Raw genomic sequence first — 23,433 nt, forward strand, 5'->3', positions numbered from 1 at the left:
TGAGCATCAGTTCAGCATCGCCCGCGCCCCGCGTGCCTCCTGACGCAGTCGCCCCGCCGCCGCCTCGTCGGTGGCGGCCAGTGCGTCGGCGTACGTCTCGATCTCCATGGCACCGGTCAGGAAGTCGCCGCGCTGGACGAGGAGTTGGGCCCGGTCATAGTGCAACTGGTCGGAGTGCGCGGGCAGCAGCAGGGAGAGTTCGACCGCCCAGAGCGCGACGTCCGAGCGCTCGGGGCGGGCCGCCGCCCACGCGCGGATGTTGTTGAGGATGCGCAGCACGATGTTCAGCGGATCGGCGGGCGTCAGCATCGAGGAGCTCACCGTGCCGCCCGACGAACCGGCGACGAGCAGCTCCGCGTCCTCACCCGTCAGGAGCCGCCCGCCCGCGAACGGGTCGGTGAGCACCTGCTCGTCGCGTGCGCCGAAGCCGACCACGAAGTGACCGGGCAGCGCGACGCCGTAGACGGGAGCGCCCGCCCGGCGCGCCACCTCGATCCACACCACCGAGAGCAGGATCGGCAGCCCCCGGCGGCGCTCCAGTACCTCGTGCAGCAGCGAGGACTCCAGGCGCTGGTAGTCCGCGGGCGTTCCCATGAACCCGTACCGCGCCCCCAGGAGCTCGGCGAGCGCCGCCGCCCACTCCCGCGCGCCGCCGGGCCGGTAGGGCAGCTGACCGGCGAGCCGGTCCAGCTCGATCTGCGCCGCGTCGATGCCGTCGTCGGCAAGGTCGGGATCGGCCTCCGCGCTCAGCAGGAGGCACAGCAGGGACAGGTCGGGCCGCTCGGACCTGGCCTCCTCAGCGAACCGCCGCCGGGACGCGGCGGTCCTTGACTCCTCGTGCATGCGTGCCTCGTGCCTTACTTACCGAGCCGACCGGTAGGAGCTACCGAGCCGACGGGTATCGATAGTGGTGGTACGTGTGGTGCGCGGCGAACCCAAGACCGCCGTACAGCGCCCGCGCACCCTCGTTGTCGTCCTCGACCTGCAGCCACGCCGCCGAAGCGCCTTCGGCGAGCGCCTGCCGGGACAGTGCGGCCATCACCGCGGACGCAAGTCCCTGCCTGCGGTGCGCCGGATCCACCTCGACCGCCATGAATCCCGCCCAGCGCCCGTCCACGACACAGCGCCCGATCGCCGCGGGCCCCGCGTCACGAGAGGCCCCGGGCACGGAAGCGAACCACACCGAGGGGCCGCCCGCCAGCACCTGGAGCACATGAGGTCCAGCGACCCCGAATCGCTTGTACGGCCGCAGCCACGCCTCGTCGAAGGAGCGCGAAAGACGCACCCGTTCCACGGTCGCGTCGGGCAGGTCGAGATCACCGAGCGGCGCGAGGGCCCCGACGTGGATCTCCGAACTCACCTCGCGCTCCCAGCCCCGCTCGTCGAGCTCCGCGCAGAGCAGCTCCTGGGTGCCTTCGGCCCCGGTCGCGGTCTGGATGTACGCGGGCAGCCCCCGCTGCTCGTACCACTGGCGTACGTACGCGAGGGCCTCGTCCAGCGGTCGTCCCGGATCGCCCAGCGGCAACACCGAATTGGCCCGCCGGGTGAAGCCCACCCGTCGCCCGGCCACCGCCCCTCCACGACGCGCTTCGCGCGACTCCTCCTGAGCGGCCGCCCGCAGCTCCCACTCACCGAGCCGCTCGCTCTCCACCGGTGGCCAGGCACGCGCGGCGACCCGGGCCAGCTCCACGTAGGACGCGGCGGGGCCGCGCCTGCGGGCCGGGGCCGGGGGGACCACCTTGCCCGCGACGAGGGAGCTCTCCACGATGGGGACACGCTCACCGTCGCGTCGTGTGATCAGTACCACACCATCGTTCCACGATGTGAGAACACCCACCGTGTCAGTGAACTTACCGCCCGTCCTCGACCCGTCGTCAAGGCGCCTTACAGAGACCCGTTTGCCCACGTCAGCAGGGGTAATTCGGACCTCGAGCCGTCCGCCCGCAGTGAATTCCACAGCTCTGTACGCCCCTCCTGTTCGGATCATGCCCGGGAACGGAGATACTAGAGGTGGGCATCGACGACGCCGCGCTCCCGCGCGCCAGGCGAGCGGAGCCTGAAGACGGCCCGCCAACGCCCGTATCGAGGAGGAACGACAGCGTGACCTACGTCATCGCGCAGCCTTGTGTCGACGTCAAGGACAAGGCGTGCATCGAGGAGTGCCCGGTCGACTGCATTTACGAGGGCTCCCGGTCCTTGTACATCCACCCGGACGAATGCGTCGACTGTGGAGCCTGTGAACCGGTCTGCCCGGTCGAGGCGATCTTCTATGAAGACGACACTCCGGAAGAGTGGAAGGACTACTACAAGGCGAACGTCGAGTTCTTCGACGAGCTCGGATCGCCCGGTGGTGCCAGCAAGCTCGGCCTGATCGAGCGCGACCACGCCTTCATCGCCGCATTGCCGCCGCAGAACCAGTAACGGCAGCTTGAAGCGCCGCCCCGGTCCCGTACGGCACACATCGCTGTACGGGGCCGAGGCATTTGTCCACACACGCAGTACGGGAGTCAGCACGTGTCCGTAGTCGCAGGTCTTTCCGGCCGCCTTCCCACCTTCCCCTGGGACAAGCTGGAGCCGTACAAGGCCACGGCGGCCGCCCATCCCGGCGGCATCGTCGACCTGTCGGTGGGCACCCCGGTCGACCCGGTGCCCGAGCTGATCCAGAAAGCGCTGATCGCGGCGGCGGACTCGCCCGGCTATCCGACGGTCTGGGGCACGCCCGAGCTGCGTGACGCGATCACCGGCTGGTGCGAGCGCCGCCTGGGCGCGCGCGACGTGACGCACCGGAACGTACTGCCGATCGTGGGCTCCAAGGAGCTGGTGGCCTGGCTGCCGACGCAGCTGGGCCTGGGCCCCGGCGACGTCGTCGCCTACCCGCGCCTCGCCTACCCGACGTACGAGGTGGGCGCGCGCCTGGCTCGCGCGGAGTACGTCGCGTACGACGACCCCACCGAGCTCGACCCCACGGGCCTGGGGCTCCTCTGGCTCAACTCGCCCTCGAACCCCACAGGTCGCGTCCTTTCCAAGGAAGAGCTGATCCGCACGGTCGCCTGGGCGCGTGAGCACGGGGTGCTCCTCGTGAGCGACGAGTGCTACCTGGAGCTCGGCTGGGAGGCGGAGCCGGTCTCGGTCCTGCACCCGGACGTGTGCGGTGGTTCGTACGAGGGGATCGTCGCCGTCCACTCGCTCTCCAAGCGGTCGAACCTCGCGGGCTACCGCGCGGCCTTCCTCGCCGGTGACGCGGACGTCCTCGGCGAGCTGCTCCAGATCCGCAAGCACGGCGGCATGATGACGTCCGCGCCGACGCAGGCCGCGGTCGTCGCGGCGCTCGGGGACGACGAGCACGTGCGCGTACAGCGCGAGCGATATCTCGCTCGCCGTACCGCCCTGCGCGACGCCCTGCTCAAGCACGGCTTCCGCGTCGAGCACAGCGAGGCGAGCCTCTACCTCTGGGTCACCCGGGACGAGTCCTGCTGGGACACGGTCGGGCACCTCGCGCGGCTCGGCATCCTGGTGGCCCCGGGCGACTTCTACGGCCCGGCGGGCGACCGTTTCGTCCGCGTGGCGTTGACCGCGACGGACGAGCGCGTGGCGGCGGCGGTCGAGCGGCTCGCCTCCTGAACCGCTGAAGCCGCTGAAGCCGCTGACCGCAGCCCCGGAGCGAGGGAGAGCGTGACGGCGACGGACGCCGTGGCCAGGACGGTCATGGCGTCCGCGGGCGATGTCAGCTGGGCGAGGCCGCCCGCGAGCGCGGCGGCTACGCCCTGCATCGTGAGCATCCCGGACGCGTGCAGGCCAAGGGCGTGCCCGCTCAACTCGTCCGGCGTCAGGGCCATCAGCTGCTCCTGGAGCAGCAGGCTCGCCGAGAACCCGATCGAGGCGAGCACGACCGCCGTCAGCGCGAAGGGCAGCCCAGGCCGCAGCGCGAAGACCAGGTACGGGACGGCGAGCAGCAGCCGCAGCGGCGCGGCGAGCCGCTCGCGCCACCGGGGCGGCAGCAGGCGTCCGGTCAGCACGTCCCCGACGAGCATCCCGAACGCGGCGAAGGCGAAGAGCAGCCCCGCGTGGCCCGGCGCGTACGGGACGTAGAGCGACTCGCAGCCCACGATCAGGCCGTTGGGCAACCAGAGCGCGAGATACACGGCACGCCGTGGCTTCGACGACCACAGCAACACGTTCGTGCGCCAGGTCTCGGCCACCGAGGGGCGGCCCGCGGCGCGCGGTGCCCTGCGCACGAGGCCGCAGCGCGCGACGACCGCCGCCGCGACGTAGAACCCGGCACCGACGAGCAGGGTTCCGCGCGGCGAGAGCGTGGCGACCAGGACGCCGCCGAGCCCGAAGCCGCAGATCTGCATCGTGCCGTTGGACATGTTGAGCACGGAGCGGCCGAGCAGATATCCCTCCCTGGAGAGGATGTCGTTGAGCAGCCCGTAGCGCACACCGCCGCCGAGCGCGGCCAGCGTCCCCAGGCCCAGGAGGAGTGCGAACGCGACCCACAGGGGAAGCCCGGGGATGGCCTGCGCGGCGGTGGCGGCGCCGAAGACCAGCGCGAGGCCCGCCGTCGCGCCGCGCGGCGGCAGCCGGTCGGCCGCCGACAACAGGGCGGTGGCGCCCAGGACGTGGGCCAGCGATGGCCCGAACATGCCGAGTGCGGAGAGCAGCGGAGAGCCGGTCCTGTCGTAGATCAGCGTGCCGAGTGCCAGGCCGCTCACCGTCTGGGCCGCCGCCTGGAAGGAGGCGCCCAGGAAGAACGGCGTGAACTCCGGGGTGCGGAAGAGCTCGCGGTAGGTACGCATGCCCCGGAGTCTCGGGGCGCCGGGAACACAGGCGTTAACGTTGCGCGGAGCGGCGAAACGTGGTCGACGGGGCGGGGTGCGGCATGGGCTGGTGGCAGGTCAACGCGGACACGCTCGCGGGCAGCCGCTTCGTCGTCTCACCGCTGGCCGAGGCGACCGCGAGCCTCTTCTCGCTGGAGCGGCGCACGGCCCGGCATCCGGGGGAGCGGGCCTGGCTCGACGCCCATCTGCCCGCCTACGGCGAGCGCCTGGCCGCCGACCCCGGCCTCGCGGAGCTGGCGCGGGCCGCGCTCGGCGACCGGACGCGTTGGATCGCGGACTTCCTCACGCCGACTCCCACCGGGGAGCCGGAGGCGTCCTTCGACGAGGAGGTGGCGCGGGTCCGCGAGACCTCCGACGGCGTGGCCCGCGAGCACCTGACCCGGTCCTTCGGTGGCCCGCTGACCGCCACGCTGCTCCGGCCGGCTCCCGCGGACCGGATGGCCGGTCTCCTGGAGTGGGTGTGGACGCGGACGGTACTGCCGCGCTGGCCCCGCATCCGTACGGTCATCGAGGCCGATGTCATCGCGCGCACCGCCCAGTTGAGCCAGGGCGGCTGGATCGAGGCGCTGAACGGCATGCGGCCGGGGATGCGCTGGCTGGGGGAGAGCAGGCTCCAGATCAATACCCACGACTACCCGCCGCGCGAGATCTCCGGGGCGCGCCTCCTCTTCGTGCCGGTGACGCCGTGGCAGAGCTGGGTGTCGTGGGACGCGGCGGACCGGTACGCGGTCGTGTACCCGTGCTCGGGGGTGCTCGCCGACGCGGACCGTACGGCGTCGGTGCCCGAGCCGCTCGGCAGGCTCCTGGGTCCGGGGCGGGCAGCGGTCCTGGTGCTGCTCGCGGCGCCGAAGACCACCTCGCAGCTGGTGACGCTGACGGGGCAGGGGCTCGGCTCGGTGGGCCGCCATCTGCGGGTGCTGCTCGACGCGGGGCTCGTGCGCAGGCGGCGTACGGGGCGGTCGGTGCTGTATTTCCGTACGGCGGCGGGGGAGGTCCTCGTCGACGCGCAGGGGCACGGGTGAGGTGAGGCGAGCCGGCACGCGAGGAGGGCCCGGAGCCAGTGGCTCCGGGCCCTCCTCTCAGGTGCGCGGGTCAGCCGAGCGGCAGGCTCTTGACCGGCAGCTGGTCGGTGGGCAGTCCGCCCTTGGTGACCGTGTCCGTCGGCAGGCCCTCGCCGACGGCGTCGGTCGGCAGACCGTCCTTGGTGGCCGTGCCCGTGGTCTCGCCGACGACGTCACCGGCGTTGCCCGCGAGGTCGCCCGCGGCCTTCTGCGCCACGGGGGTCGTGGTCTTCGCGCCCGAGCCGACGACCTTGCCCGCGGTCGGGACGCCCTTCTTCACGGCCTTGCTGCCGGTCTCACCCGCGAGACCGGTGGTGTTCTGAGCCGCGCCGTCGACGGTGTTGCCCAGACCGGCACCGTCCAGGGCGGTCACACCGCCCAGGTCGGGCGTGGCCGGAAGCTCGGCGGCGCTTGCGGAGCCGGCCGCACCGACCACGGGAGCCGCCCCCGCTGCGATGAGCAGCGCGGCGCGGGCGATCCGGCGGGTCAGGGGGAGGGACATGATGCTCCTTCAGACGGGAGAGGACGTTGGTGTGTCCGGCCGGATGGGGCCCGGCGCTCGGACGCAGTGACTACCGCTCGAAGTCCTCGAAGGTTGCGGTGGGCCAACGTAAAGAGTTGGCAATGCATCGCATAATCGGCTGTGGATAAAAACGGGCAAAGGGTCCGGCGCGCGAGAGCCTGCTGAATCGTCAATCCCCTGTGTTCACAGGGGGTTTGGCGGGCGCGGGGTGAAGGGCGCGAATGTCTGGACGGCGCGTCGCCCGTGAGTGATCAATGTGGCTCGATCGGGTGACACTCCGTACTACTGCCCCATGACGATCAGGACGTCGCCCGCGCCGGAACCGGCGTCCTGACGCCGCGCCTCCTTGCCTGCCTTGCCCGACTTGCGCCATTCCTTCCCGGAATCCGTGGCGCTCCACTCCCGCCCGCCGTACGAGACGCGCTCGATGCCGAGCGTGGACGCCTGGGCCACCGCCCAGTGCGCGAGCTCCCAGCCCCGCTGCTCGCCGCCGGCCGCACTGCCCGCCGCGGCATCGACCGGCACGGTGACCGTGCCGCCGCCGCTCCGGGGCGCCACGTCGCGGCCGAAGTCGCGGACCAGGGCCTCCCGCACCTTCTTCGGGTCGCCCGGCTCGTCGGACGCCGCGTCGCTCTCGCAGGTGAGCGTGGCGGGGGCGCGGCCGGTCAGCGCGGCGGCGAGGAGCGCGGCGTCCGGCTCGTGCTTCGCGTACGCCTGCGGATAGCCGCTGCGCTGCACGCGCTGCGCGGCAACGGTCAGGGGGAGCCGTGAATAGCCCGGGACGTCCTTCAGGTGGGCGTAGAAGCGCGCGGCCGAGTACGCGGGGTCCATGATCTGCTTCTCGTTCCCCCAGCCCTGTGAGGGCCGCTGCTGGAAGAGGCCGAGCGAGTCACGGTCGCCATGGCTGATGTTGCGGAGCCCCGACTCCTGAAGGGCCGTCGCCAGGGCGATGGTGACCGCGCGCTCCGGCATGCCGCGGGAGGTGCCCACGGCGGCCACCGTCGCCGCGTTCTGAGCCTGCTCCGCACCGAATTCGTACGATGCCCCGTCGCCGTTGCCCGACACGACCTGGCAGCGTGGAGCGGCCTTGCCCCCGAAGACGTACTGCACGACCACATAGCCCACGAGCGCGAGCAGGATCGCGACGGCGGCCCCGATACGGATGAGGCGACCGCGCCGGGCGAGGGTGGGGGGCTCAGGCACGCGACCAAGGTACTGGAGGCCACCGAGAGGGCGGCGGGCCGAGGGGCGTTAGGGTCGAAGCCATGGCCCAGACCTCACACGACACGTCGCTCGACCTCACGCTCGACGCTGCCGCGCTCACCGCCCAGCTGGTCGATTTCCCGTCGCCGAGCGGCGAGGAGAAAGCACTCGCCGACGCCATCGAGACGGCCCTGCGCCGCCTGCCGCACCTCACGGTCGACCGGCACGGCAACAACGTGGTGGCACGCACGAACCTGGGCCGCTCCGAGCGCGTGATCCTGGCCGGACACATCGACACCGTCCCGATCGCCGACAACGTACCGTCGCGCCTGGACGAGGACGGCGTCCTGTGGGGCTGCGGCACCTGCGACATGAAGTCGGGCGTCGCCATCCAGCTGCGCATCGCCCAGACCGTGACCGAGCCGAACCGCGACCTCACCTTCGTCTTCTACGACAACGAAGAGGTCGCCGCCCATCTGAACGGCCTCGGCCACGTCGCCGAGGCCCACCCCGACTGGCTCGTCGGCGACTTCGCGATCCTCCTGGAGCCGACCGACAACCAGGTCGAGGGCGGCTGCCAGGGCACCCTGCGGGTCCTCCTGAAGACGAAGGGCACGCGCGCGCACTCCGCGCGCGCGTGGATGGGCTCGAACGCCATCCACAAGGCCGCGCCGATCCTCGCGAAGCTCGCCGCGTACGAGCCGCGCAAGCCGGTGGTCGACGGCCTGCAGTTCCACGAGGGCCTCAACGCCGTACGCGTCGAGGGCGGCGTCGCCACCAACGTCATCCCCGACGAGTGCACCGTCGTCGTCAACTTCCGTTACGCCCCGGACCGCTCCGAGGACGAGGCGCTCGCCTTCGTGCGCGACTACTTCGCGGACTGCGAGATCGACGAGTTCATCGTCGATGACCACACCGGCGGGGCGCGCCCCGGCCTGAACCACCCCGCCGCCGCGGCCTTCATGGCGGCGGTCGGCGGCGAGGCGAAGCCCAAGTTCGGCTGGACCGACGTATCCCGCTTCAGCGCGCTCGGGGTGCCCGCCGTGAACTACAGCCCCGGCGACCCGCTGCTCGCCCACAAGATCGACGAGCGCGTGAAGGTCTCGCTGATCCCGGAGGCCGAGAAGCGGCTGAGCGCCTGGCTGACATCGTGAGTTCCGGTAAGGATGCGTCGCCTGTAACGCCCGTAGACCTACGCTGAACCAGCACGTCGAGCAAGACCGCCAGCGGAAGGGGACGATCATGGGTAGTCCAGAAGGTCAGGGCCCGCCGGAGGAGCAGCACTTGGGGCCTGTGGTGCGACGGCGCCAGCAGATCACCCCCGGCACGACGGACCAGCGGCTCCTCGACACCGACGCCGAGGGCGAGTCGGAATGGGTGCACACCGACCCCTGGCGGGTCATGCGCATCCAGTCGGAGTTCGTCGAAGGCTTCGGCGCGCTGGCCGAACTCCCCAGCGCCATCAGCGTCTTCGGCTCGGCGCGCACACCGCCCGGCACGCCCGAGTACGAGGCGGGCGTCCGCATCGGCAAGGCCCTGGTCGACGCGGGCTTCGCCGTGATCACCGGGGGTGGCCCCGGAGCCATGGAGGCGGCCAACAGGGGCGCGCGCGAGGCCAAGGGCGTCTCCGTGGGCCTGGGCATCGAGCTGCCCTTCGAGCAGGGCCTGAACGAGCACGTCGACATCGGCGTGAACTTCCGCTACTTCTTCGTGCGGAAGACCATGTTCGTGAAGTACGCCCAGGGCTTCGTGGTCCTGCCGGGCGGCCTCGGCACCCTGGACGAGCTCTTCGAGGCCCTCACCCTCGTCCAGACCCGCAAGGTGACCCGCTTCCCGATCGTCCTCTTCGGCTCGGCGTACTGGGGCGGACTCGTCGACTGGCTGCGCGACACCGTGGTGGCGGGCGGCAAGGCGTCGGAGCACGACCTGCACCTCTTCCACATCACGGACGACGTGGACGAGGCGGTCTCCTTGGTGACCAAGGAGGTCGGCCGCTAGGCCCTGGCCGGGCGGGCGGGCGACCGGGCGGGGCGAGCTACTTCGGGCCGGCCGTCCGGCACCGCCTCGCCGCGGCGATTCCAGTACCGCCGCTTCGCGGCGGATCTTCCCCGCCCGCCCATCCGAATCACCCCGCGGCTCGCCCCATTCAGCGCGTCAGGCGTTTGAGGTCTTGCTCCTCACGCCAGCCCTCGCCGTGCCACCGCAGGCTCCCGGTGGCCGGCGATCGTGGTCACCATGTCGAGGACCTGCCGGGTCTCCGCGACCTCGTGCACCCGGTACACCTGCGCCCCCAGCCACGCCGACACCGCGGTCGTGGCCAGCGTCCCCACCACGCGCTCCTTGACCGGCTTGTCGAGCGTCTCCCCGACGAAGTCCTTGTTGGACAGGGACACAAGGACGGGCCACCCGGTCTCCACCATCTCCCCGAGCCGCCGCGTCGCCTCGAGCGAATGCCGTGTGTTCTTCCCGAAGTCGTGCCCGGGATCGATCATCACGGACTCACGCGGCACCCCGAGCGCGACCGCGCGCTCGGCAAGGCCGAGGGTGATCGAGAGGATGTCGGCCATGACGTCCTCGTACGTCACGCGATGAGGGCGGGTCCGCGGCTCTGCGCCTCCCGCGTGCGTGCACACCAGGCCCACGCCATAGCGCGCGGCCACCTCCGCGAGCCGCGGGTCGACACCGCCCCACGCGTCGTTCAGGAGGTCGGCCCCCGCCTCGCAGACCGCCTCGCCGACGTCGTGCCGCCACGTGTCGACGCTGATGACCACATCGGGGAACCGCGCCCGCACCTCGGCGACGAAGCCGACCGTCCGCCGCGCCTCCTCCTCGGCGGTGACTTCCTCACCGGGACCGGCCTTGACCCCACCGATGTCGATGATGGCCGCGCCCTCGGACACCGCCTGCTCGACGCGGGCGAGCGCGGGCTCGTCGCGGAACGTGGCCCCCTGGTCGTAGAAGGAGTCAGGGGTCCGGTTCACGATCGCCATGATCACCGGCTCGTGCGCGTCGAATTCACGCCTGCCAAGCCTGAGCATCCCCGGTGAGCCTCCTCTGTCGGTGCCGTGGTTCGGCCGCCTGCGACCTTAACTGTCACAGGCGCATGGCACGATCAGACCCTGACAGTTTGAGCACGGCAGTCGAGCGTGGGGGCCTGAAGAGATGGTCTTGTTCTTGTTCCTGGTCATCGCCCTCGTCGTGGTGGTCGGCGCGGTGACGCTGGCCGTGATCGGCGGCGGCGAGCGCGCCGCGCTGCCGGACGTGGCGGCCGAGCGGTTCGCCGACCCGCTGCCCCCGGACCGCGCCCTGCGCCGCGCGGACGTGGAGGCGCTGCGCTTCCCGCTGACCCTGCGCGGCTACCGCATGGCGGACGTGGACGACGCCCTCGGCCGCCTCGCCGCCGAACTGGCCGAGCGCGACGCCCACATCGCGGAGCTGGAGTCGGCGCTCGCCGGCGCCCAGGCCACCGCGGTCGGCGGCCCCGGCCTCCTCAAGACGCACGCCCCACCGACGATGACCCAGGACCAGGACGCCCCGAGGGACGCGGCCGAAGAGGAGAACGACCAGTGAGCGGCGACGCGATGGCGGGCCCGGACGGCAGACTGCGCTGCCCTTGGGGACTGTCCACCGAGGACTACGTGACGTACCACGACGAGGAGTGGGGCCGCCCGGTCCACGGGGACGACGCGCTCTACGAAAGGCTGTGCCTGGAGGCCTTCCAGTCGGGCCTCTCCTGGATCACGATCCTGCGCCGCAGGGAGGGCTTCCGCGCCGCCTTCGCCGGCTTCAAGATCGACGAGGTCGCCCGGTTCACGGACGCCGACCGTGAGCGGCTCCTCGCCGATCCCGGCATCATCCGCAACCGCGCCAAGGTCGACGCGACCCTCGCCAACGCGCGCGTACTCGCCGGCTGGTCGGCGGGAGAGCTCGACGAGCTCATCTGGTCGCACGCGCCGGACCCGGCCTCGCGCAAGGCCCCGAGCGCCCTGGCCGACGTACCGGCGATCACGCCCGAGTCCACGGCCCTGTCCAAGGCCCTGAAGAAGCGCGGCATCCGGTTCGTCGGCCCCACCACGGCGTACGCCCTGATGCAGGCCTGCGGCCTGGTGAACGACCACCTGGAGGACTGCGTGATCCGTGTCCCCCAGGACGGCTAGAGCGGCCTAGCGACCCAGGTACTTGGGCTTCGCCTTGTCCAGGAACGCCTGGACGGCGATCGCGTGGTCCTCGGACGCGCCCGCCTTCGCCTGGAGTTCGTCCTCCTTCTCCAGGGACTCCTCCAGGGTGTGGCCCGCCGCATAGGCGAGCGACTCCTTGAGGGCCCCGTACGCGAGGGTCGGGCCCTCGGCCAGGGTGCGGGCCAGCTTCTCCGCCTCGGCCGCCAACTCGGCCTCGGGGACCACCTTGTTGGCGATGCCGAGTTCGTACGCGTCCTGGGCGCTGATGTTGCGCGGGAAGAGCAGGAGATCCGCGGCACGGCCGGGACCGATCAGGCGCTGCAGGGTCCAGGAGACGCCCGAGTCGGCGGTCAGCGCGACCCCGGCGAAGGACGTGTTGAACCGCGCGGTGTCGGCGACGATCCGGTAGTCGGCGGCGAGCGCGAAGCCGAACCCCGCACCGGCCGCGACGCCGTTGACGCCCGCGACGACCGGCTTGGCCATCCCGGTCAGGGCGCGCAGGACGGGGTTGTAGTGCTCCTTCACCGTGCTCATCGTCTGCCCGGTGCCCGCCGCGCGGTCCGCCATGAGGGAACCCACGTGTTCTTTCAGGTCCTGCCCCACACAGAAGGCGCGCCCGGTCGCGGTGAGCAGTACGGCGCGGACCGCGGGGTCCGCCTCGGCCGACTGCACCGCCTCCCGCAGGGCGACCTTGGCCTCGATGTTCATCGCGTTCATCGCCTCGGGGCGGTTGAGCGTGATGGTCGCGAGCCCGTCGCTCACCTCGTAGAGCACGGTGTCGGCCATGGTGAATCCCCTCCAGTGGTCCTGCGCCGGTCATCTTTGTCCGAGCACAGCATGACGGAGATCATCGGGCTCCGACATGAGGGGAGATATGTGACCTGCGTCAAAGAATTCCTGGCCGCGGAGGCGTCAGGGGCGGCGCAGTATCGCAGCCACATCGCCGAATTGAGTGGTTTTGCGGGCGCGCGTTGCGCAAGCGATGCAGACCGATGTTGGTCATCGGGTCCTGCCATGCGGGATAATGGCCTGGAAGCAATGTGTTCGATGCCGGTGACACCTGGGTTGTCGGCTGCGATGAGCTGGTTTCAGGAAGGGGAACGAGCATGGCGGCCATGAAGCCGCGGACGGGCGACGGCCCGCTCGAGGTGACCAAGGAGGGGCGGGGCATCGTCATGCGCGTTCCGCTCGAAGGCGGCGGACGACTTGTCGTCGAACTGACTCCGGACGAGGCCGATGCACTCGGCGACGCCCTGAAGAAGGTCGTCGGCTGACGCGGAAGCGCTCACACTTTTCACTGCCCCGGCATCGTAAAGACATGCCGGGGCAGTGCTATGTCCGGGGTGCTGGGGCCTCGCAGGAGGGCCCCGTCAGGGGCGACAGAACCGCTCGCCGAGGGGAACGCTCAGCGCTTGACCGCGCAGAGAAGCCCGTCGCCGACCGGCAGCAACGCCGGCATCAGGTCCTGGCTCTCCCGCACGGTCCGCAGGAGCTCGCGGATGCGCAGCACCTCGGCGGGCTGCGGGCCGGAGTCCACGGTGCGGCCGTCGGAGAAGGCCCCCTCGAAGCAGACGAGCCCGCCGGGCCGCAGCAGGCGCAACGATTCAGCGAGGTAGTCCAGGTACTCCGTGCGGTCGCCGTCGCAGAAGACGAGGTCGTACCCGCCGTCAGCGAGCCGCGGCAGTACGTCGAGCGCGCGGCCGGGGATGAACCGCGCGCGGTTGCCGGCGAATCCGGCGGCGCGGAAGGCCTCACGCGCGAACTGCTGGCGGTCGGGCTCGGGGTCGACGGTGGTCAGGACGCCGTCGGGGCGCATGCCGTGCAGCAGATGGAGCCCGGACACGCCCGTGCCCGTGCCGATCTCGGCGACGGCCTTGGCGTCCGCCGTGGCGGCCAGCATGCGCAGCGCGGCGCCGGTACCGGGAGACACCGAGGGCAGCCCTGCCTCCTGGGCCCGGTCACGGGCCCAGCGCGCTGCCTCGTCCTCGGCGACAAAGGCGTCGGCGAACGCCCAGCTCGTCTGCCGGTTGCCGGTAATGGCCCTCTCCTGTCCCCGTGGATGCCTGGCCGTGACTGTATCCGTAAGGGGCGGGAACCCGCAGATGGGACCGGGCGTTTAGTAGGGGTAGGCGGACCCCGGGGGTAACGAATGGATCAAGACTGGCTGCGGGCACTGCGACCAGGCAGGACGGTCGGCAGGAAGCCCGTACCAAATTCCAGTAAAAACGCTTATCCGGAGCTAACGGGCGAGGTGGTTATGGTAGGGGCTCCACTGGACACCACCAGAGCCGACAGGGGAGGTGCGGCTGCGTCCGCGGATCGGGGAGGAGCGCTGAGGCGCTTTCTCGGGTTGGCGGGTGAGCCGAAATCCGTGACCGACACCGCTGACCGATTCCACACCGCCCACTCCGCTCAGACCGCGACCTTTGCCGCTGACGCGGAATCGCAGGCGTGGACTCCGCCCACCTGGGAGGAGATCGTCAGCACGCACAGCGGACGGGTCTATCGCCTGGCGTACCGCCTGACCGGCAACCAGCACGACGCCGAGGATCTCACGCAAGAGGTCTTCGTCCGTGTCTTCCGGTCCCTGTCGACCTACACCCCCGGCACGTTCGAGGGCTGGCTGCACCGCATCACCACGAACCTCTTCCTGGACATGGTGCGCCGCAAGCAGCGCATCCGTTTCGACGCCCTCGGGGACGACGCGGCAGAGCGCCTCCCCAGCCGTGAGCCGTCGCCGCAGCAGGTCTTCAACGACACGCATTTCGACGCGGACGTGCAGCAGGCGCTCGACACCCTTGCTCCCGAGTTCCGTGCCGCAGTGGTCCTGTGCGACATCGAAGGCCTCTCGTACGAGGAGATCGCCGCGACCCTGGGCGTCAAGCTGGGCACGGTCCGCAGCCGTATCCACCGTGGCCGCTCGCAGCTGCGCAAGGCCCTTCAGCACCGGTCGCCCGAAGCCCGCGCCGAGCGCCGCTCGCTCGCAGGAGCCGTGGCGCTGGGAGGAGGGGGCGCGACCGCGTGAGTGGATCACGGTCGAATCCTGCCGAGCGGCATCTGGCCGAGCAGCATCTGGGGGACCGACTCGCCGCCCTGGTGGACGGTGAGTTGGGCCATGACGCGCGTGAGCGGGTCCTCGCTCATCTCGCGACCTGTCCGAAGTGCAAGACCGAGGCCGACTCGCAGCGGCGTCTCAAGAGCGTTTTCGCGGAGGTGGCACCGCCGCCTCCCTCCGAGAGTTTCCTCGCCCGCCTCCAAGGCCTTCCCGGCGGCGGCAGCGAGCCCCCCTCAGGTCCCAGGCCCCCTGGAAGCGGTGGCTTCGCCACGGCGGACACGGAGTCAGGGCTGCCTCCCACCGGAATCTTCGGCGTGCAGCCGGAGAGCTTCGGCTATGCGCCCTCGGGCGCGCATGCCGCGGTGCTGCCGGGCACGGGGCGCGGTTTCCGCATCCATGACGTCGACCGGCGCGACGTCGGTCGTCACGAGGCCGAGCGGTCGCTGTGGCGCGGGCGCAGGTTCGCCTTCGCCGCCGCCGGTGCGGTGTCGCTCGCCGCGATAGCGCTGGGCGGCGTCACGACGGGCGTTCCCGCCGACCCCGGCGAACCGCGCGCGGGCAGCAACAGCTCGGGGAGCAGCAACTCGGGCAGTGGCAACGGCTCGGGGAGCGGCAACAGCAACGCCTCGCCCCTGCGTTCGCAGGGCACGGGTGCCGCCACGGCTCCGGATTCCACCCGCCGCCGTGGCAGTGGACCGCTGTCCGTGCAGGGCCAGCGCCCTGGAGTGCTCGCTGCTCCGGTCGCGCCGACACAGGCGACCGGGCCACTGCTGCCCGGGGTGCCCGCGCGGGGCCCGCGCATCCAACAGCCGGAGCCCGTGCCCGCCGGGCATGAGGTGACGGCGCCGATGCTGACCGGCGCGGCGATCATGTCCCCTCTGATCCGTCCGGTCTCACCCGTGACACCGGGCGGTACGTCTCCTGCTGGCGCCGTGCCGAATCTGGGGGGCGTGGCTTCGGGCGGCGGGGCGGACCCGACGCGCACCGAGGCGTCACCGCCCATCGACGGCGCACTGCAGGGCACTTCGCAGATCCGCTGACGTGCTCTGCGCTTCGGCGCGGGAACCTGGTTGAATCCTCGGTGGGCCGTGCCTGCCCGAGGTCTGTGGCGGGCGCGGAGTTGAGCACGTGATCGGCGTCCGCCGTGAGGCCAGGTGTGGGGAGAGCATGGACGAGGGCAAGCCCACGAAGGCGAAATGGTGGAGCCGCCCCAGGTCGGCGTCCGCACCTGACGGAACGGGCGCGGAGCGGGGCGGCCCCGACGGTGCGATAGGCGCCGCGGGGGACGAGGCGGCGGGCGCAGCCGCCGGACGAGCGGAGGACGCGTCCGGCGACTTCACGCTGGCCGCGGCGGCTCCACCGGCGACGCCCGAGCCGACTCCGCCTGCTGCGGTGCCGGGTTCCGGCTCCGCGTCCACGGCCCCTGCCGCCCCCGCCGTCCCCTCTGCCCCCGGCTCGACCCAGGCGGCTCCCGCCGACGCGGCGCCCGCCGAGCGTCCCCGCCCCCTGCATGACCCCGATCCGTACAGCACGCCGCCGTACGGCGAGCCCGGACCCTGGGCCCCCGCCCCGCCGGTGCAGCACCCGGCGGCGACCCCCACCCACGGCACGCGGCTCCCGGCGGCGCCCACGGCGGCGCACAGCGGAACCCCGCCCCACGGAACCCCGGGCCCAGCCCCGGCCCCAGCCCCCGCCCACGGCACCACTCCGCCGCACGGCACCCCGCATCCCACGCCCCCGCAAGGCGTCCCCCCGCAGCCGCAGCCGCAGCCGCAGCCGCACCCCCAGGCCCAGCCGCACCCCCAAGCCGTCCCGGCTCCCACCCCGGCTCCCACCCCGGCCCCCGCCCCTCCCCGCCGGCCCTACGACCCCTGGAACGCGCCCCTCCAGCAGAGCGGTGCCGTTCCCGTCGACAAGGCGAAGCAGACGAAGCGGGCGCACCGGATCATCCTCATCGGGATTGCCGTCATCACCCTCGTGGCCGGCGGCATCGGCGGAGCCATCGGCGCTTACCTGGAGCGGAACGGCGGGGTCTCGGACATCGAGCTGCCGCAGGCGGACGCGCAGGGCAAGGACCGGGCCAAGGACAGCGTCGCCGGGATCGCGGCCAGTTCGCTGCCCGGCGTCGTGACCCTGCACGTCAGCGGCGACGAGGCGCAGGGCACAGGCACTGGCTTCGTGCTCGACGGCAAGGGCCACATCCTCACCAACAACCACGTGGTCGAGCCCGCCGGGACGGGCGGCGAGATATCGGTGACCTTCAGCGGCGGCGAGAGTGCCAAGGCGGAGGTCATCGGCCGCGACGCCGGGTACGACCTGGCCGTGGTCAAGGTCTCCGGCGTGCGCGGGCTGAAGCCGCTGCCCCTCGGCAACTCCGAGAACGTGCAGGTGGGCGATCCCGTCGTGGCCATCGGCGCCCCCTTCGACCTTGCCAACACCGTCACCTCCGGCATCATCAGCGCCAAGGAGCGCCCCATCACCGCCGGTGGCGAGAAGGGCGACGGCAGCGACGTCAGTTACGTCGACGCGTTGCAGACCGACGCGCCCATCAACCCGGGCAACTCCGGCGGCCCGCTGGTCGATGCCGATGCCCGCGTCATCGGCATCAACAGCGCCATCCGCTCCGCCGACGACAGCTCGGCGCCCGGCGGCGGTCAGGCCGGTTCGATAGGGCTCGGCTTCGCCATCCCCATCAACCAGGGCAAGCGCGTCGCCGAAGAGCTGATCAACACCGGCAAGGCCACGCACCCTGTGATTGGTGTCACGCTCGACATGGAGTACACCGGCGACGGCGCCCGCGTCGGCGAGAAGGGCAAGGACGGCGGCCCCGCCGTGAACGAAGGCGGCCCCGGCGACCGCGCCGGAATCGAGCCGGGTGACGTCATCACCGAAGTGGACGGCCAGCGCATCCACTCCGGCGACGAGCTCATCGTCAAGATCCGCGCCCACCGCCCCAAGGACCGCCTCGAATTGACCGTCCAGCGTGAGGGAAAGGACCGGAAAGTGACGCTCGTGCTCGGTGCGGCGGGCGGCAACTGATCCACGTCCGTCGCCCAGCGGCTACCGGACGGACAGGAACGCCGGGTACCGTGGACCCGGTCCGGATCGCAAGGAGCTCAAGGTGTTCTCAGACATTGGCCCGCTCGAGGTAGTGGCGCTGATCATCCTCGCCGTGCTCGTTTTCGGCCCGGACAAGCTGCCCAAGCTGATTCAGGACGCCTCGCGCACCATCCGTAAGATCCGTGAATTCTCGGACAGCGCCAAGGCGGATATACGCAGCGAACTCGGCCCGGAATTCAAGGACTTCGAGTTCGAGGACCTGAATCCGAAGACCTTCATCCGCAAGCAGCTCGACAACGACGAGCTTGGCCTGAAGGAAATCCGCAACGGCTTCGACCTCAAGAAGGAGATGGCCGAGGTCACGGACGCCGTGCACGGGCGGGAGAGTGAATCTGCCGAGGGCGAGAGCTCGGACAGCGGGTCCGGCGCCGCCCCCGGCGGCCGTGTCGACATGGCCAAGAAGGACGGCCGTATCGACATGGACAAGAAGCCCGAGAAGGCCGCTCCCGCCGAGCATCCGCCGTACGACGCGGACGCCACCTGACCTCCTGCGCGTCACCCGCGGTACGCCCCTGGGCACGCCCCCGGACGCTCCCTTCGAGACACCCGGCCGCCTACCGGTGTCCCAGCTTCCGGAACGGGTGTGGCTATCCTGCCTTGTTGTCCGGCTGAGGACGCCCGAGGGGGGCGGGCCCTGCGGACCGATGAGAACGAGGAGGCGGCCGGGTACATGGAGACGACAAGTCGCGTAGGCGCACAGGCGCCGGCCGCGGACGGCACCGCACAGGCGATGCCCTCCGCCCGGCGCACGGTCGACAGTTATCTGCTGGCGCCCTTCCCCTGGTACGGCCTCGACGAGGCCTTCACGGGCGAGCGCTGGCTGATGCAGGTCGGCACGGCCGCGGACGGCGCGGTGGAGCACGGCTCCATCGGGCACGGCGATGAGCCGTCGGTGCGGAGCGACGGACCCTTCGGGAACAGCGACAAGGAGCGCTTCGCGGTCGTGGTGACCGTCGCGGCCAACCCGGTGCGCCGCAGCCCGGACGGCACGGGTCTGCTCGAGGCGACGTCGGTGTCGTCCGCTGCCTGGCTGGCCGGAGTGGGGCTGCTGTCCTTCACTTGGCCCAACCAGATGGACCACAGCTTGCGCGACGACTGGCTCGACCAGCAGACCGAGACGGCGTGGGTCCTCGCGGACGATCTGCAGGGCGAGGACTGGTCGACGCTCTCGCTCCCGGTGGACGGGGTGCCGACCTCGTTCCACTACCGCGAGTCCGAGTTCGGCTGGGTGCTCGCCGGGTCCACCAAGGAGGGCGTCCACCTGGGCGCGTACGGGCGCGGCATGAGCGCGTACGGCCTGGGCTTCTCGGTGGTCAAGGACATCCACGAGTACGCCGCCTAGGGCCTCGCACACGCACGTACGCCGATGGGGGCGCCGCTCATGACGAGCGGCGCCCCCATCGGCATACGGAAGGAGCCTTGAAAGGCCTCAGAACTTGTTGCGCGGCGTGATGCCGAGCGTCATGCCCGCCAGGCCGCGCTGGCGGCCGCCCAGCTTGCCCGCGATCGTGCGCAGCGCCGAGCCCGCCGGGGACTCCGGGTCCGTGAGGACGACCGGCTTGCCCTCGTCGCCGCCCTCGCGCAGGCGGACGTCGATCGGGATGGAGCCGAGGACCGGGACGTTCGCGCCCGTGGTCTTCGTGAGGCCCTCGGCGACGCGCTGGCCGCCGCCCGTGCCGAAGACGTCGACCATCTCGCCGCAGTGCGGGCAGGGCAGCCCCGACATGTTCTCGACGACGCCGACGATCTTCTGGTGGGTCTGCACCGCGATCGAGCCCGCGCGCTCGGCGACCTCGGCCGCCGCCTGCTGGGGCGTCGTGACGACCAGGATCTCGGCGTTCGGGACCAGCTGGGCCACGGAGATCGCGATGTCGCCGGTTCCCGGCGGCAGGTCGAGCAGGAGGACGTCCAGGTCGCCCCAGAAGACGTCCGCGAGGAACTGCTGGAGTGCGCGGTGGAGCATCGGGCCGCGCCACACGACCGGGGCGTTGCCCGGGGTGAACATGCCGATGGAGATGACCTTCACGCCGTGCGCCGACGGCGGCATGATCATGTCCTCGACCTGCGTGGGCTTGCCGTCGGCGCCCAGCATCCGGGGCACGGAGTGGCCGTAGATGTCCGCGTCCACGACGCCGACCTTCAGGCCGTCCGCCGCCATCGAGGCCGCGAGGTTCACCGTCACCGAGGACTTGCCGACGCCGCCCTTGCCGGACGCGACCGCGTAGACACGGGTCAGCGAGCCGGGCTTGGCGAAGGGGACCTCGCGCTCGGCGGTGCCGCCGCGCAGCGCGCTCGCCAGCTCCTTGCGCTGCTCGTCGCTCATCACGTCGAGGGTGACGTCCACGTGCGTGACGCCTTCGACGGCGGCGACCGCGTCGGTCACGTTCTTCGTGATGGTCTCGCGCATCGGGCATCCGGAGACCGTGAGGTACACGGTGACCGCTACCGCTCCATCAGGGGAGATATCTACCGATTTGACCATCCCCAACTCGGTGATCGGTCGGTGGATCTCGGGGTCGTTCACCGTCGCCAGTGCTTCACGCACCGCGTCTTCCGTAGCCATACGTCCGATAGTACGGCGCGGTAACCGTGCCCCGGAAAGAGCCGTCAACGGTCGCCTACGTCACGCCCGCCGCTCTCCTCGGCCGGGAATACGACGCGATGGCCCCTGCGCTGCTCCTCCAGCTCCCTGACCAGGTCCTGGAGTTCGGAACGGATCCAGTCGCGGGTGGCCACCTCGCCCAGACCCATGCGCAGCGAGGCGATCTCGCGGCTCAGATACTCGGTGTCCGCGATGGAGCGCTCGTTCTGTTTGCGGTCCTGTTCGAGGTTGACCCGGTCGCGGTCGTCCTGCCGGTTCTGCGCGAGCAGGATCAGGGGAGCCGCGTAGGACGCCTGGAGGGAGAGCGCGAGGGTCAGGAACAGGAAGGGGAACGGGTCGAAGCGCAGGATCTCGGGCGCCCAGACGTTCCAGCCGACCCACACGATGATGGTGACCGTCATCCAGACGATGAAGCGCCCCGTGCCCAGGAATCGCGCGATCCGCTCCGAGAGCCGTCCGAAGGCCTCGGGGTCGTACTCCGGCAGGAACTTGCGGCGCGGCGGCCGCGGCTGGTCGAGCCGGAAGCGGGGCGCGGTCCGCGGCTCGACGCGGGTCTCCCGCTCCCGGTCAGTCGGCGGCACGGGGCACCCCTCTTCCCTGGGGGTACCACCCTGCTCGAGCGGAGTCGAGAGTTTGGGGGAGGAACTCGGTCTCGCGCCAGTCGTCCGGCAGCATGTGGTCGAGCACGTCGTCGACGGTGACCGCGCCGAGCAGCGAGCCGCCCTCGTCGACGACGGGGGCCGCCACCATGTCGTACGTGGCGAAGAACCCGGCGACCTGAGGGAGCGCCGTCTCCGGGGCCAGCGTCTGCAGGTCGTCGTCCAGGACCGAGCTGACCAGCGTGTACGGCGGATCGCGCAGGAGCCGCTGGAAGTGCACGGTGCCCAGGTACTTGCCCGTCGGCGTCTCGTCCGGCGGGCGGCACACGTACACCTGCGCGGCCAGCGCGGGGGACAGGTCCTGCTGGCGCACCCTCGCGAGGGCGTCGGCGACCGTCGCGTCGGGCCTCAGCACGATCGGCTCGGTCGTCATCAGACCGCCGGCGGTGCGCTCCTCGTACGCCATCAGACGCCGCACGTCGGCCGCGTCGTCCGGCTGCATCAGGGTGAGCAGCCGCTCCTTGTCGTCCTCGGGCAGTTCGGCGAGCAGGTCGGCGGCGTCGTCCGGGTCCATCGCCTCCAGGACGTCGGCGGCGCGCTCCTCCTTGAGCTTGCCGAGGATCTCGATCTGGTCGTCCTCGGGGAGCTCTTCGAGGACGTCGGCGAGCCGGTCGTCGTCGAGCGCCGCGGCGACTTCCGCCCGCCGCTTCGGCGAGAGGTGGTGCAGGACGTTGGCGAGGTCGGCTGGGCGCAGTTGTTCGAAGGTGGCGAGCAGGCTCTCGGCGCCCTGGCCGTGCTCCTCCAGGGAGAAGCCGTCGACGGCCGACCACTCGACGGTGAGGGTCTCGCCCTTGCGCCGGAAGGTGCCGCCCTTCCCCTTGCGTACGAAGACCCGGTCGATCTCCCAGTCACGGCGGGCCGGCAGCTGCTGCACCGCCACGTCGAGGACGGTCACCTCCTCGTCCGTCTCGACGAGCCTGACCCGCCGGTCGAGCATCTCGCCGAGCACCAGACGCTCGGTGGGCCGCTGCTCGAAGCGCCGCACGTTCAGTACGCCGGTCGTGATGACCTGACCCGACTCGATGCCCGTCACGCGGGTCATGGGCAGGAAGATGCGGCGCCGCGTGGACAGCTCGACGACGAGGCCGAGCAGCCGGGGCGGTCTGCGCTGCACACGGAGCATCGCCACCAGGTCGCGCACCCGGCCCACCTGGTCGCCGTTCGGGTCGAAGACGGCGGTACCGGCCAGATGCGAGACGAAGACGCGGGAGGCGGTTGCCGCCATCACACGTGCCTCCCTCACTCGTAGCGTTTTGTGCCGTTCTGTCAGGTAATGCGGGCTTCAGGCTAGCCCGTCCCGGTCGGATACGCCCCGGCGGAGCGTCCGGCAGGACTGGCGCGGATTCAACTGGTCAGCACGGGTACGCTGCCGTACTGCCCCAGCCGTAGCCGTCGTCCCCACGAGAGGCAGCGCCCCCTGTGTCACCGATTCCCCCGGCCCGCCGCGCCCGCAAGACGGCACTCGTGAGCGCGATGTGCGCGGGTCTCGTCCTGGGGGTCACCGGTCTCACCGGGTGCAGCAGCGAAGAGGATCCGGACGCGGGCACGAACGGCATCGGCAAGCTCTCCGCCGCGAAGATCCAGAGCAAGTCACGCGCGGCGGCCGACGCGGCCCCCGCGGTGCGCCTGTCGGGCACGCTGGTCAGCAAGGGCCACACGTACAAGCTCGACATGCGGCTGAAGGACGAGGGCGGCACCGGCTCCGTGACCTCGAAGGGGGAGACCTTCCAGCTGCTGCGCGTCGGCAAGCAGCTCTTCCTGAAGGCCGACTCCGCCTTCTGGACCCACCAGGACGCCAAGGGCGGCGAGAAGCCCGGAAAGGCGGACGAGGACGCCGCGGCCAAGCTCGACGGCAAGTACGTGAAGGTCCCCCAGGAAGACGCGTCCTACCAGCAGCTGAGCGGCTTCACGGACAAGGACGTCCTCCTGGCGGGCATGCTCACCCTGCACGGCAAGCTCGCCACCGGCGACCGCGGCACGACGGCCGGCAACCCCACCATCGAGATCAACGGCGACAAGGGCGCGGGCGGCACCCTGGACGTCTCCCTCAAGGGCAAGCCCTACCCGCTGCGCCTGGAGCGCGCGGGCGACGCGGGCACGCTCCGACTCGGCGACTGGGGCAAGGACTTCACGCTGAACGAGCCCGGCAAGGACGAGATGGTGGACTACGGCGAGCAGCTGCCGCAGTCCTGAG

Annotated in this window: 25 protein-coding genes; 14 read left to right on the forward strand and 11 right to left on the reverse strand. The window is 71.3% G+C overall.

The window, feature by feature from the left end; genetic code table 11:
- Positions 1-6: 6 nt before the first annotated feature.
- On the reverse strand, positions 7-843 hold the full coding sequence (locus tag AC5P1C_RS26370) for a transglutaminase-like and tetratricopeptide repeat-containing protein (protein WP_493868409.1): 837 nt from the start codon (positions 841-843) through the stop codon (positions 7-9).
- A 40-nt stretch (positions 844-883) separates the two neighbouring features.
- Positions 884-1,957 (reverse strand): GNAT family N-acetyltransferase, encoded by a 1,074-nt coding sequence (locus tag AC5P1C_RS26375; protein ID WP_493868410.1) that lies wholly within the window; start codon positions 1,955-1,957, stop codon positions 884-886.
- Positions 1,958-2,100: 143 nt separating this feature from the next.
- Here AC5P1C_RS26375 and fdxA point away from each other — a divergent pair, with 143 nt between their 5' ends.
- Together fdxA and AC5P1C_RS26385 are read left to right on the forward strand one after the other, a co-directional pair.
- Positions 2,101-2,421: a ferredoxin gene (fdxA, locus tag AC5P1C_RS26380; RefSeq protein ID WP_030573070.1), complete on the forward strand. Its 321-nt coding sequence runs from the start codon at positions 2,101-2,103 to the stop codon at positions 2,419-2,421.
- Positions 2,422-2,514: 93 nt separating this feature from the next.
- Complete coding sequence (locus AC5P1C_RS26385; RefSeq protein WP_493868411.1) at positions 2,515-3,621, forward strand: bifunctional succinyldiaminopimelate transaminase/glutamate-prephenate aminotransferase; 1,107 nt, start codon at positions 2,515-2,517, stop codon at positions 3,619-3,621.
- On the opposite strand, the gene AC5P1C_RS26390 is transcribed toward AC5P1C_RS26385, so the two are convergent.
- Positions 3,531-4,796: an MFS transporter gene (locus tag AC5P1C_RS26390; RefSeq protein WP_493868412.1), complete on the reverse strand. Its 1,266-nt coding sequence runs from the start codon at positions 4,794-4,796 to the stop codon at positions 3,531-3,533. The two genes, AC5P1C_RS26385 and AC5P1C_RS26390, sit on opposite strands and share 91 nt — an antisense overlap.
- 83 nt (positions 4,797-4,879) lie before the next feature.
- Here AC5P1C_RS26390 and AC5P1C_RS26395 point away from each other — a divergent pair, with 83 nt between their 5' ends.
- Positions 4,880-5,860 carry an ArsR/SmtB family transcription factor gene (locus AC5P1C_RS26395; RefSeq protein WP_493868477.1) on the forward strand — a complete coding sequence of 327 codons (981 nt, stop codon included), beginning with the start codon at positions 4,880-4,882 and terminating at the stop codon, positions 5,858-5,860.
- Between the two features lie 70 nt (positions 5,861-5,930).
- Here the strand turns inward: AC5P1C_RS26395 and AC5P1C_RS26400 are convergent, their stop codons facing one another.
- Positions 5,931-6,401: an ATP-binding protein gene (locus AC5P1C_RS26400; protein WP_493868413.1), complete on the reverse strand. Its 471-nt coding sequence runs from the start codon at positions 6,399-6,401 to the stop codon at positions 5,931-5,933.
- A 303-nt stretch (positions 6,402-6,704) separates the two neighbouring features.
- Positions 6,705-7,625: a VldE C-terminal domain-containing protein gene (locus AC5P1C_RS26405; protein WP_493868414.1), complete on the reverse strand. Its 921-nt coding sequence runs from the start codon at positions 7,623-7,625 to the stop codon at positions 6,705-6,707.
- A gap of 62 nt (positions 7,626-7,687) precedes the next feature.
- Here AC5P1C_RS26405 and dapE point away from each other — a divergent pair, with 62 nt between their 5' ends.
- Together dapE and AC5P1C_RS26415 are read left to right on the forward strand one after the other, a co-directional pair.
- Positions 7,688-8,779, forward strand: coding sequence for a succinyl-diaminopimelate desuccinylase (dapE, locus tag AC5P1C_RS26410; RefSeq protein ID WP_493868415.1), 1,092 nt, complete (start codon positions 7,688-7,690; stop codon positions 8,777-8,779).
- Between the two features lie 88 nt (positions 8,780-8,867).
- Complete coding sequence (locus AC5P1C_RS26415; protein WP_493868416.1) at positions 8,868-9,623, forward strand: LOG family protein; 756 nt, start codon at positions 8,868-8,870, stop codon at positions 9,621-9,623.
- A 179-nt stretch (positions 9,624-9,802) separates the two neighbouring features.
- Here AC5P1C_RS26415 and folP read toward each other — a convergent pair whose 3' ends face one another.
- A complete protein-coding gene (folP, locus tag AC5P1C_RS26420) occupies positions 9,803-10,663 on the reverse strand; it encodes a dihydropteroate synthase (RefSeq protein ID WP_493868417.1) in 861 nt (286 codons plus the stop codon).
- Between the two features lie 124 nt (positions 10,664-10,787).
- On the opposite strand from folP, the gene AC5P1C_RS26425 reads away from it, so the two are divergent.
- Positions 10,788-11,195: a DivIVA domain-containing protein gene (locus tag AC5P1C_RS26425; protein ID WP_493868418.1), complete on the forward strand. Its 408-nt coding sequence runs from the start codon at positions 10,788-10,790 to the stop codon at positions 11,193-11,195.
- Complete coding sequence (locus AC5P1C_RS26430) at positions 11,192-11,782, forward strand: DNA-3-methyladenine glycosylase I (RefSeq protein ID WP_493868419.1); 591 nt, start codon at positions 11,192-11,194, stop codon at positions 11,780-11,782. The genes AC5P1C_RS26425 and AC5P1C_RS26430 overlap by 4 nt, the downstream gene beginning before the upstream one ends.
- Positions 11,783-11,788: 6 nt before the next feature.
- On the opposite strand, the gene chcB is transcribed toward AC5P1C_RS26430, so the two are convergent.
- Positions 11,789-12,589 (reverse strand): 2-cyclohexenylcarbonyl CoA isomerase, encoded by an 801-nt coding sequence (gene chcB, locus AC5P1C_RS26435; protein ID WP_493868420.1) that lies wholly within the window; start codon positions 12,587-12,589, stop codon positions 11,789-11,791.
- Positions 12,590-12,909: 320 nt separating this feature from the next.
- Here chcB and AC5P1C_RS26440 point away from each other — a divergent pair, with 320 nt between their 5' ends.
- On the forward strand, positions 12,910-13,077 hold the full coding sequence (locus AC5P1C_RS26440) for a DUF3117 domain-containing protein (RefSeq protein ID WP_003966491.1): 168 nt from the start codon (positions 12,910-12,912) through the stop codon (positions 13,075-13,077).
- Between the two features lie 131 nt (positions 13,078-13,208).
- Here the strand turns inward: AC5P1C_RS26440 and AC5P1C_RS26445 are convergent, their stop codons facing one another.
- Entirely contained in the window at positions 13,209-13,907 is a 699-nt protein-coding gene (locus AC5P1C_RS26445; RefSeq protein WP_283779160.1) for an O-methyltransferase, read from the reverse strand.
- A 153-nt stretch (positions 13,908-14,060) separates the two neighbouring features.
- Between AC5P1C_RS26445 and sigE the strand changes: the two genes are divergently transcribed.
- The 5 genes from sigE to AC5P1C_RS26470 all read left to right on the forward strand — a co-directional run bounded on the left by sigE (position 14,061) and on the right by AC5P1C_RS26470 (position 19,320).
- Positions 14,061-14,828: an RNA polymerase sigma factor SigE gene (gene sigE, locus AC5P1C_RS26450; protein WP_363308023.1), complete on the forward strand. Its 768-nt coding sequence runs from the start codon at positions 14,061-14,063 to the stop codon at positions 14,826-14,828.
- Positions 14,825-15,898 (forward strand): anti-sigma factor family protein, encoded by a 1,074-nt coding sequence (locus tag AC5P1C_RS26455; RefSeq protein ID WP_493868421.1) that lies wholly within the window; start codon positions 14,825-14,827, stop codon positions 15,896-15,898. The genes sigE and AC5P1C_RS26455 overlap by 4 nt, the downstream gene beginning before the upstream one ends.
- Positions 15,899-16,025: 127 nt before the next feature.
- Positions 16,026-17,897 carry a S1C family serine protease gene (locus AC5P1C_RS26460; protein ID WP_493868422.1) on the forward strand — a complete coding sequence of 624 codons (1,872 nt, stop codon included), beginning with the start codon at positions 16,026-16,028 and terminating at the stop codon, positions 17,895-17,897.
- An 82-nt stretch (positions 17,898-17,979) separates the two neighbouring features.
- Positions 17,980-18,462, forward strand: a complete 483-nt coding sequence (locus AC5P1C_RS26465; protein WP_493868423.1) for a sec-independent translocase — start codon at positions 17,980-17,982, stop codon at positions 18,460-18,462.
- Positions 18,463-18,648: 186 nt separating this feature from the next.
- The gene (locus AC5P1C_RS26470) at positions 18,649-19,320 is read left to right on the forward strand and encodes a hypothetical protein (RefSeq protein WP_493868424.1); all 672 of its coding nucleotides are present in this window, start codon (positions 18,649-18,651) and stop codon (positions 19,318-19,320) included.
- Between the two features lie 87 nt (positions 19,321-19,407).
- Here AC5P1C_RS26470 and AC5P1C_RS26475 read toward each other — a convergent pair whose 3' ends face one another.
- The 3 genes from AC5P1C_RS26475 to AC5P1C_RS26485 are packed head-to-tail and all read right to left on the reverse strand — an operon-like array spanning position 19,408 to position 22,464.
- Positions 19,408-20,541: an Mrp/NBP35 family ATP-binding protein gene (locus AC5P1C_RS26475; protein ID WP_493868425.1), complete on the reverse strand. Its 1,134-nt coding sequence runs from the start codon at positions 20,539-20,541 to the stop codon at positions 19,408-19,410.
- Between the two features lie 44 nt (positions 20,542-20,585).
- Entirely contained in the window at positions 20,586-21,161 is a 576-nt protein-coding gene (locus tag AC5P1C_RS26480) for a DUF1003 domain-containing protein (protein ID WP_493868426.1), read from the reverse strand.
- Entirely contained in the window at positions 21,148-22,464 is a 1,317-nt protein-coding gene (locus tag AC5P1C_RS26485; protein WP_493868427.1) for a magnesium transporter MgtE N-terminal domain-containing protein, read from the reverse strand. Before AC5P1C_RS26485 ends, AC5P1C_RS26480 begins: the two co-directional genes overlap by 14 nt.
- 248 nt (positions 22,465-22,712) lie before the next feature.
- Between AC5P1C_RS26485 and AC5P1C_RS26490 the strand changes: the two genes are divergently transcribed.
- On the forward strand, positions 22,713-23,432 hold the full coding sequence (locus AC5P1C_RS26490; RefSeq protein WP_493868478.1) for a hypothetical protein: 720 nt from the start codon (positions 22,713-22,715) through the stop codon (positions 23,430-23,432).
- Position 23,433: the final 1 nt, after the last annotated feature.

The organism is Streptomyces sp. A18 (genome assembly GCF_059026065.1).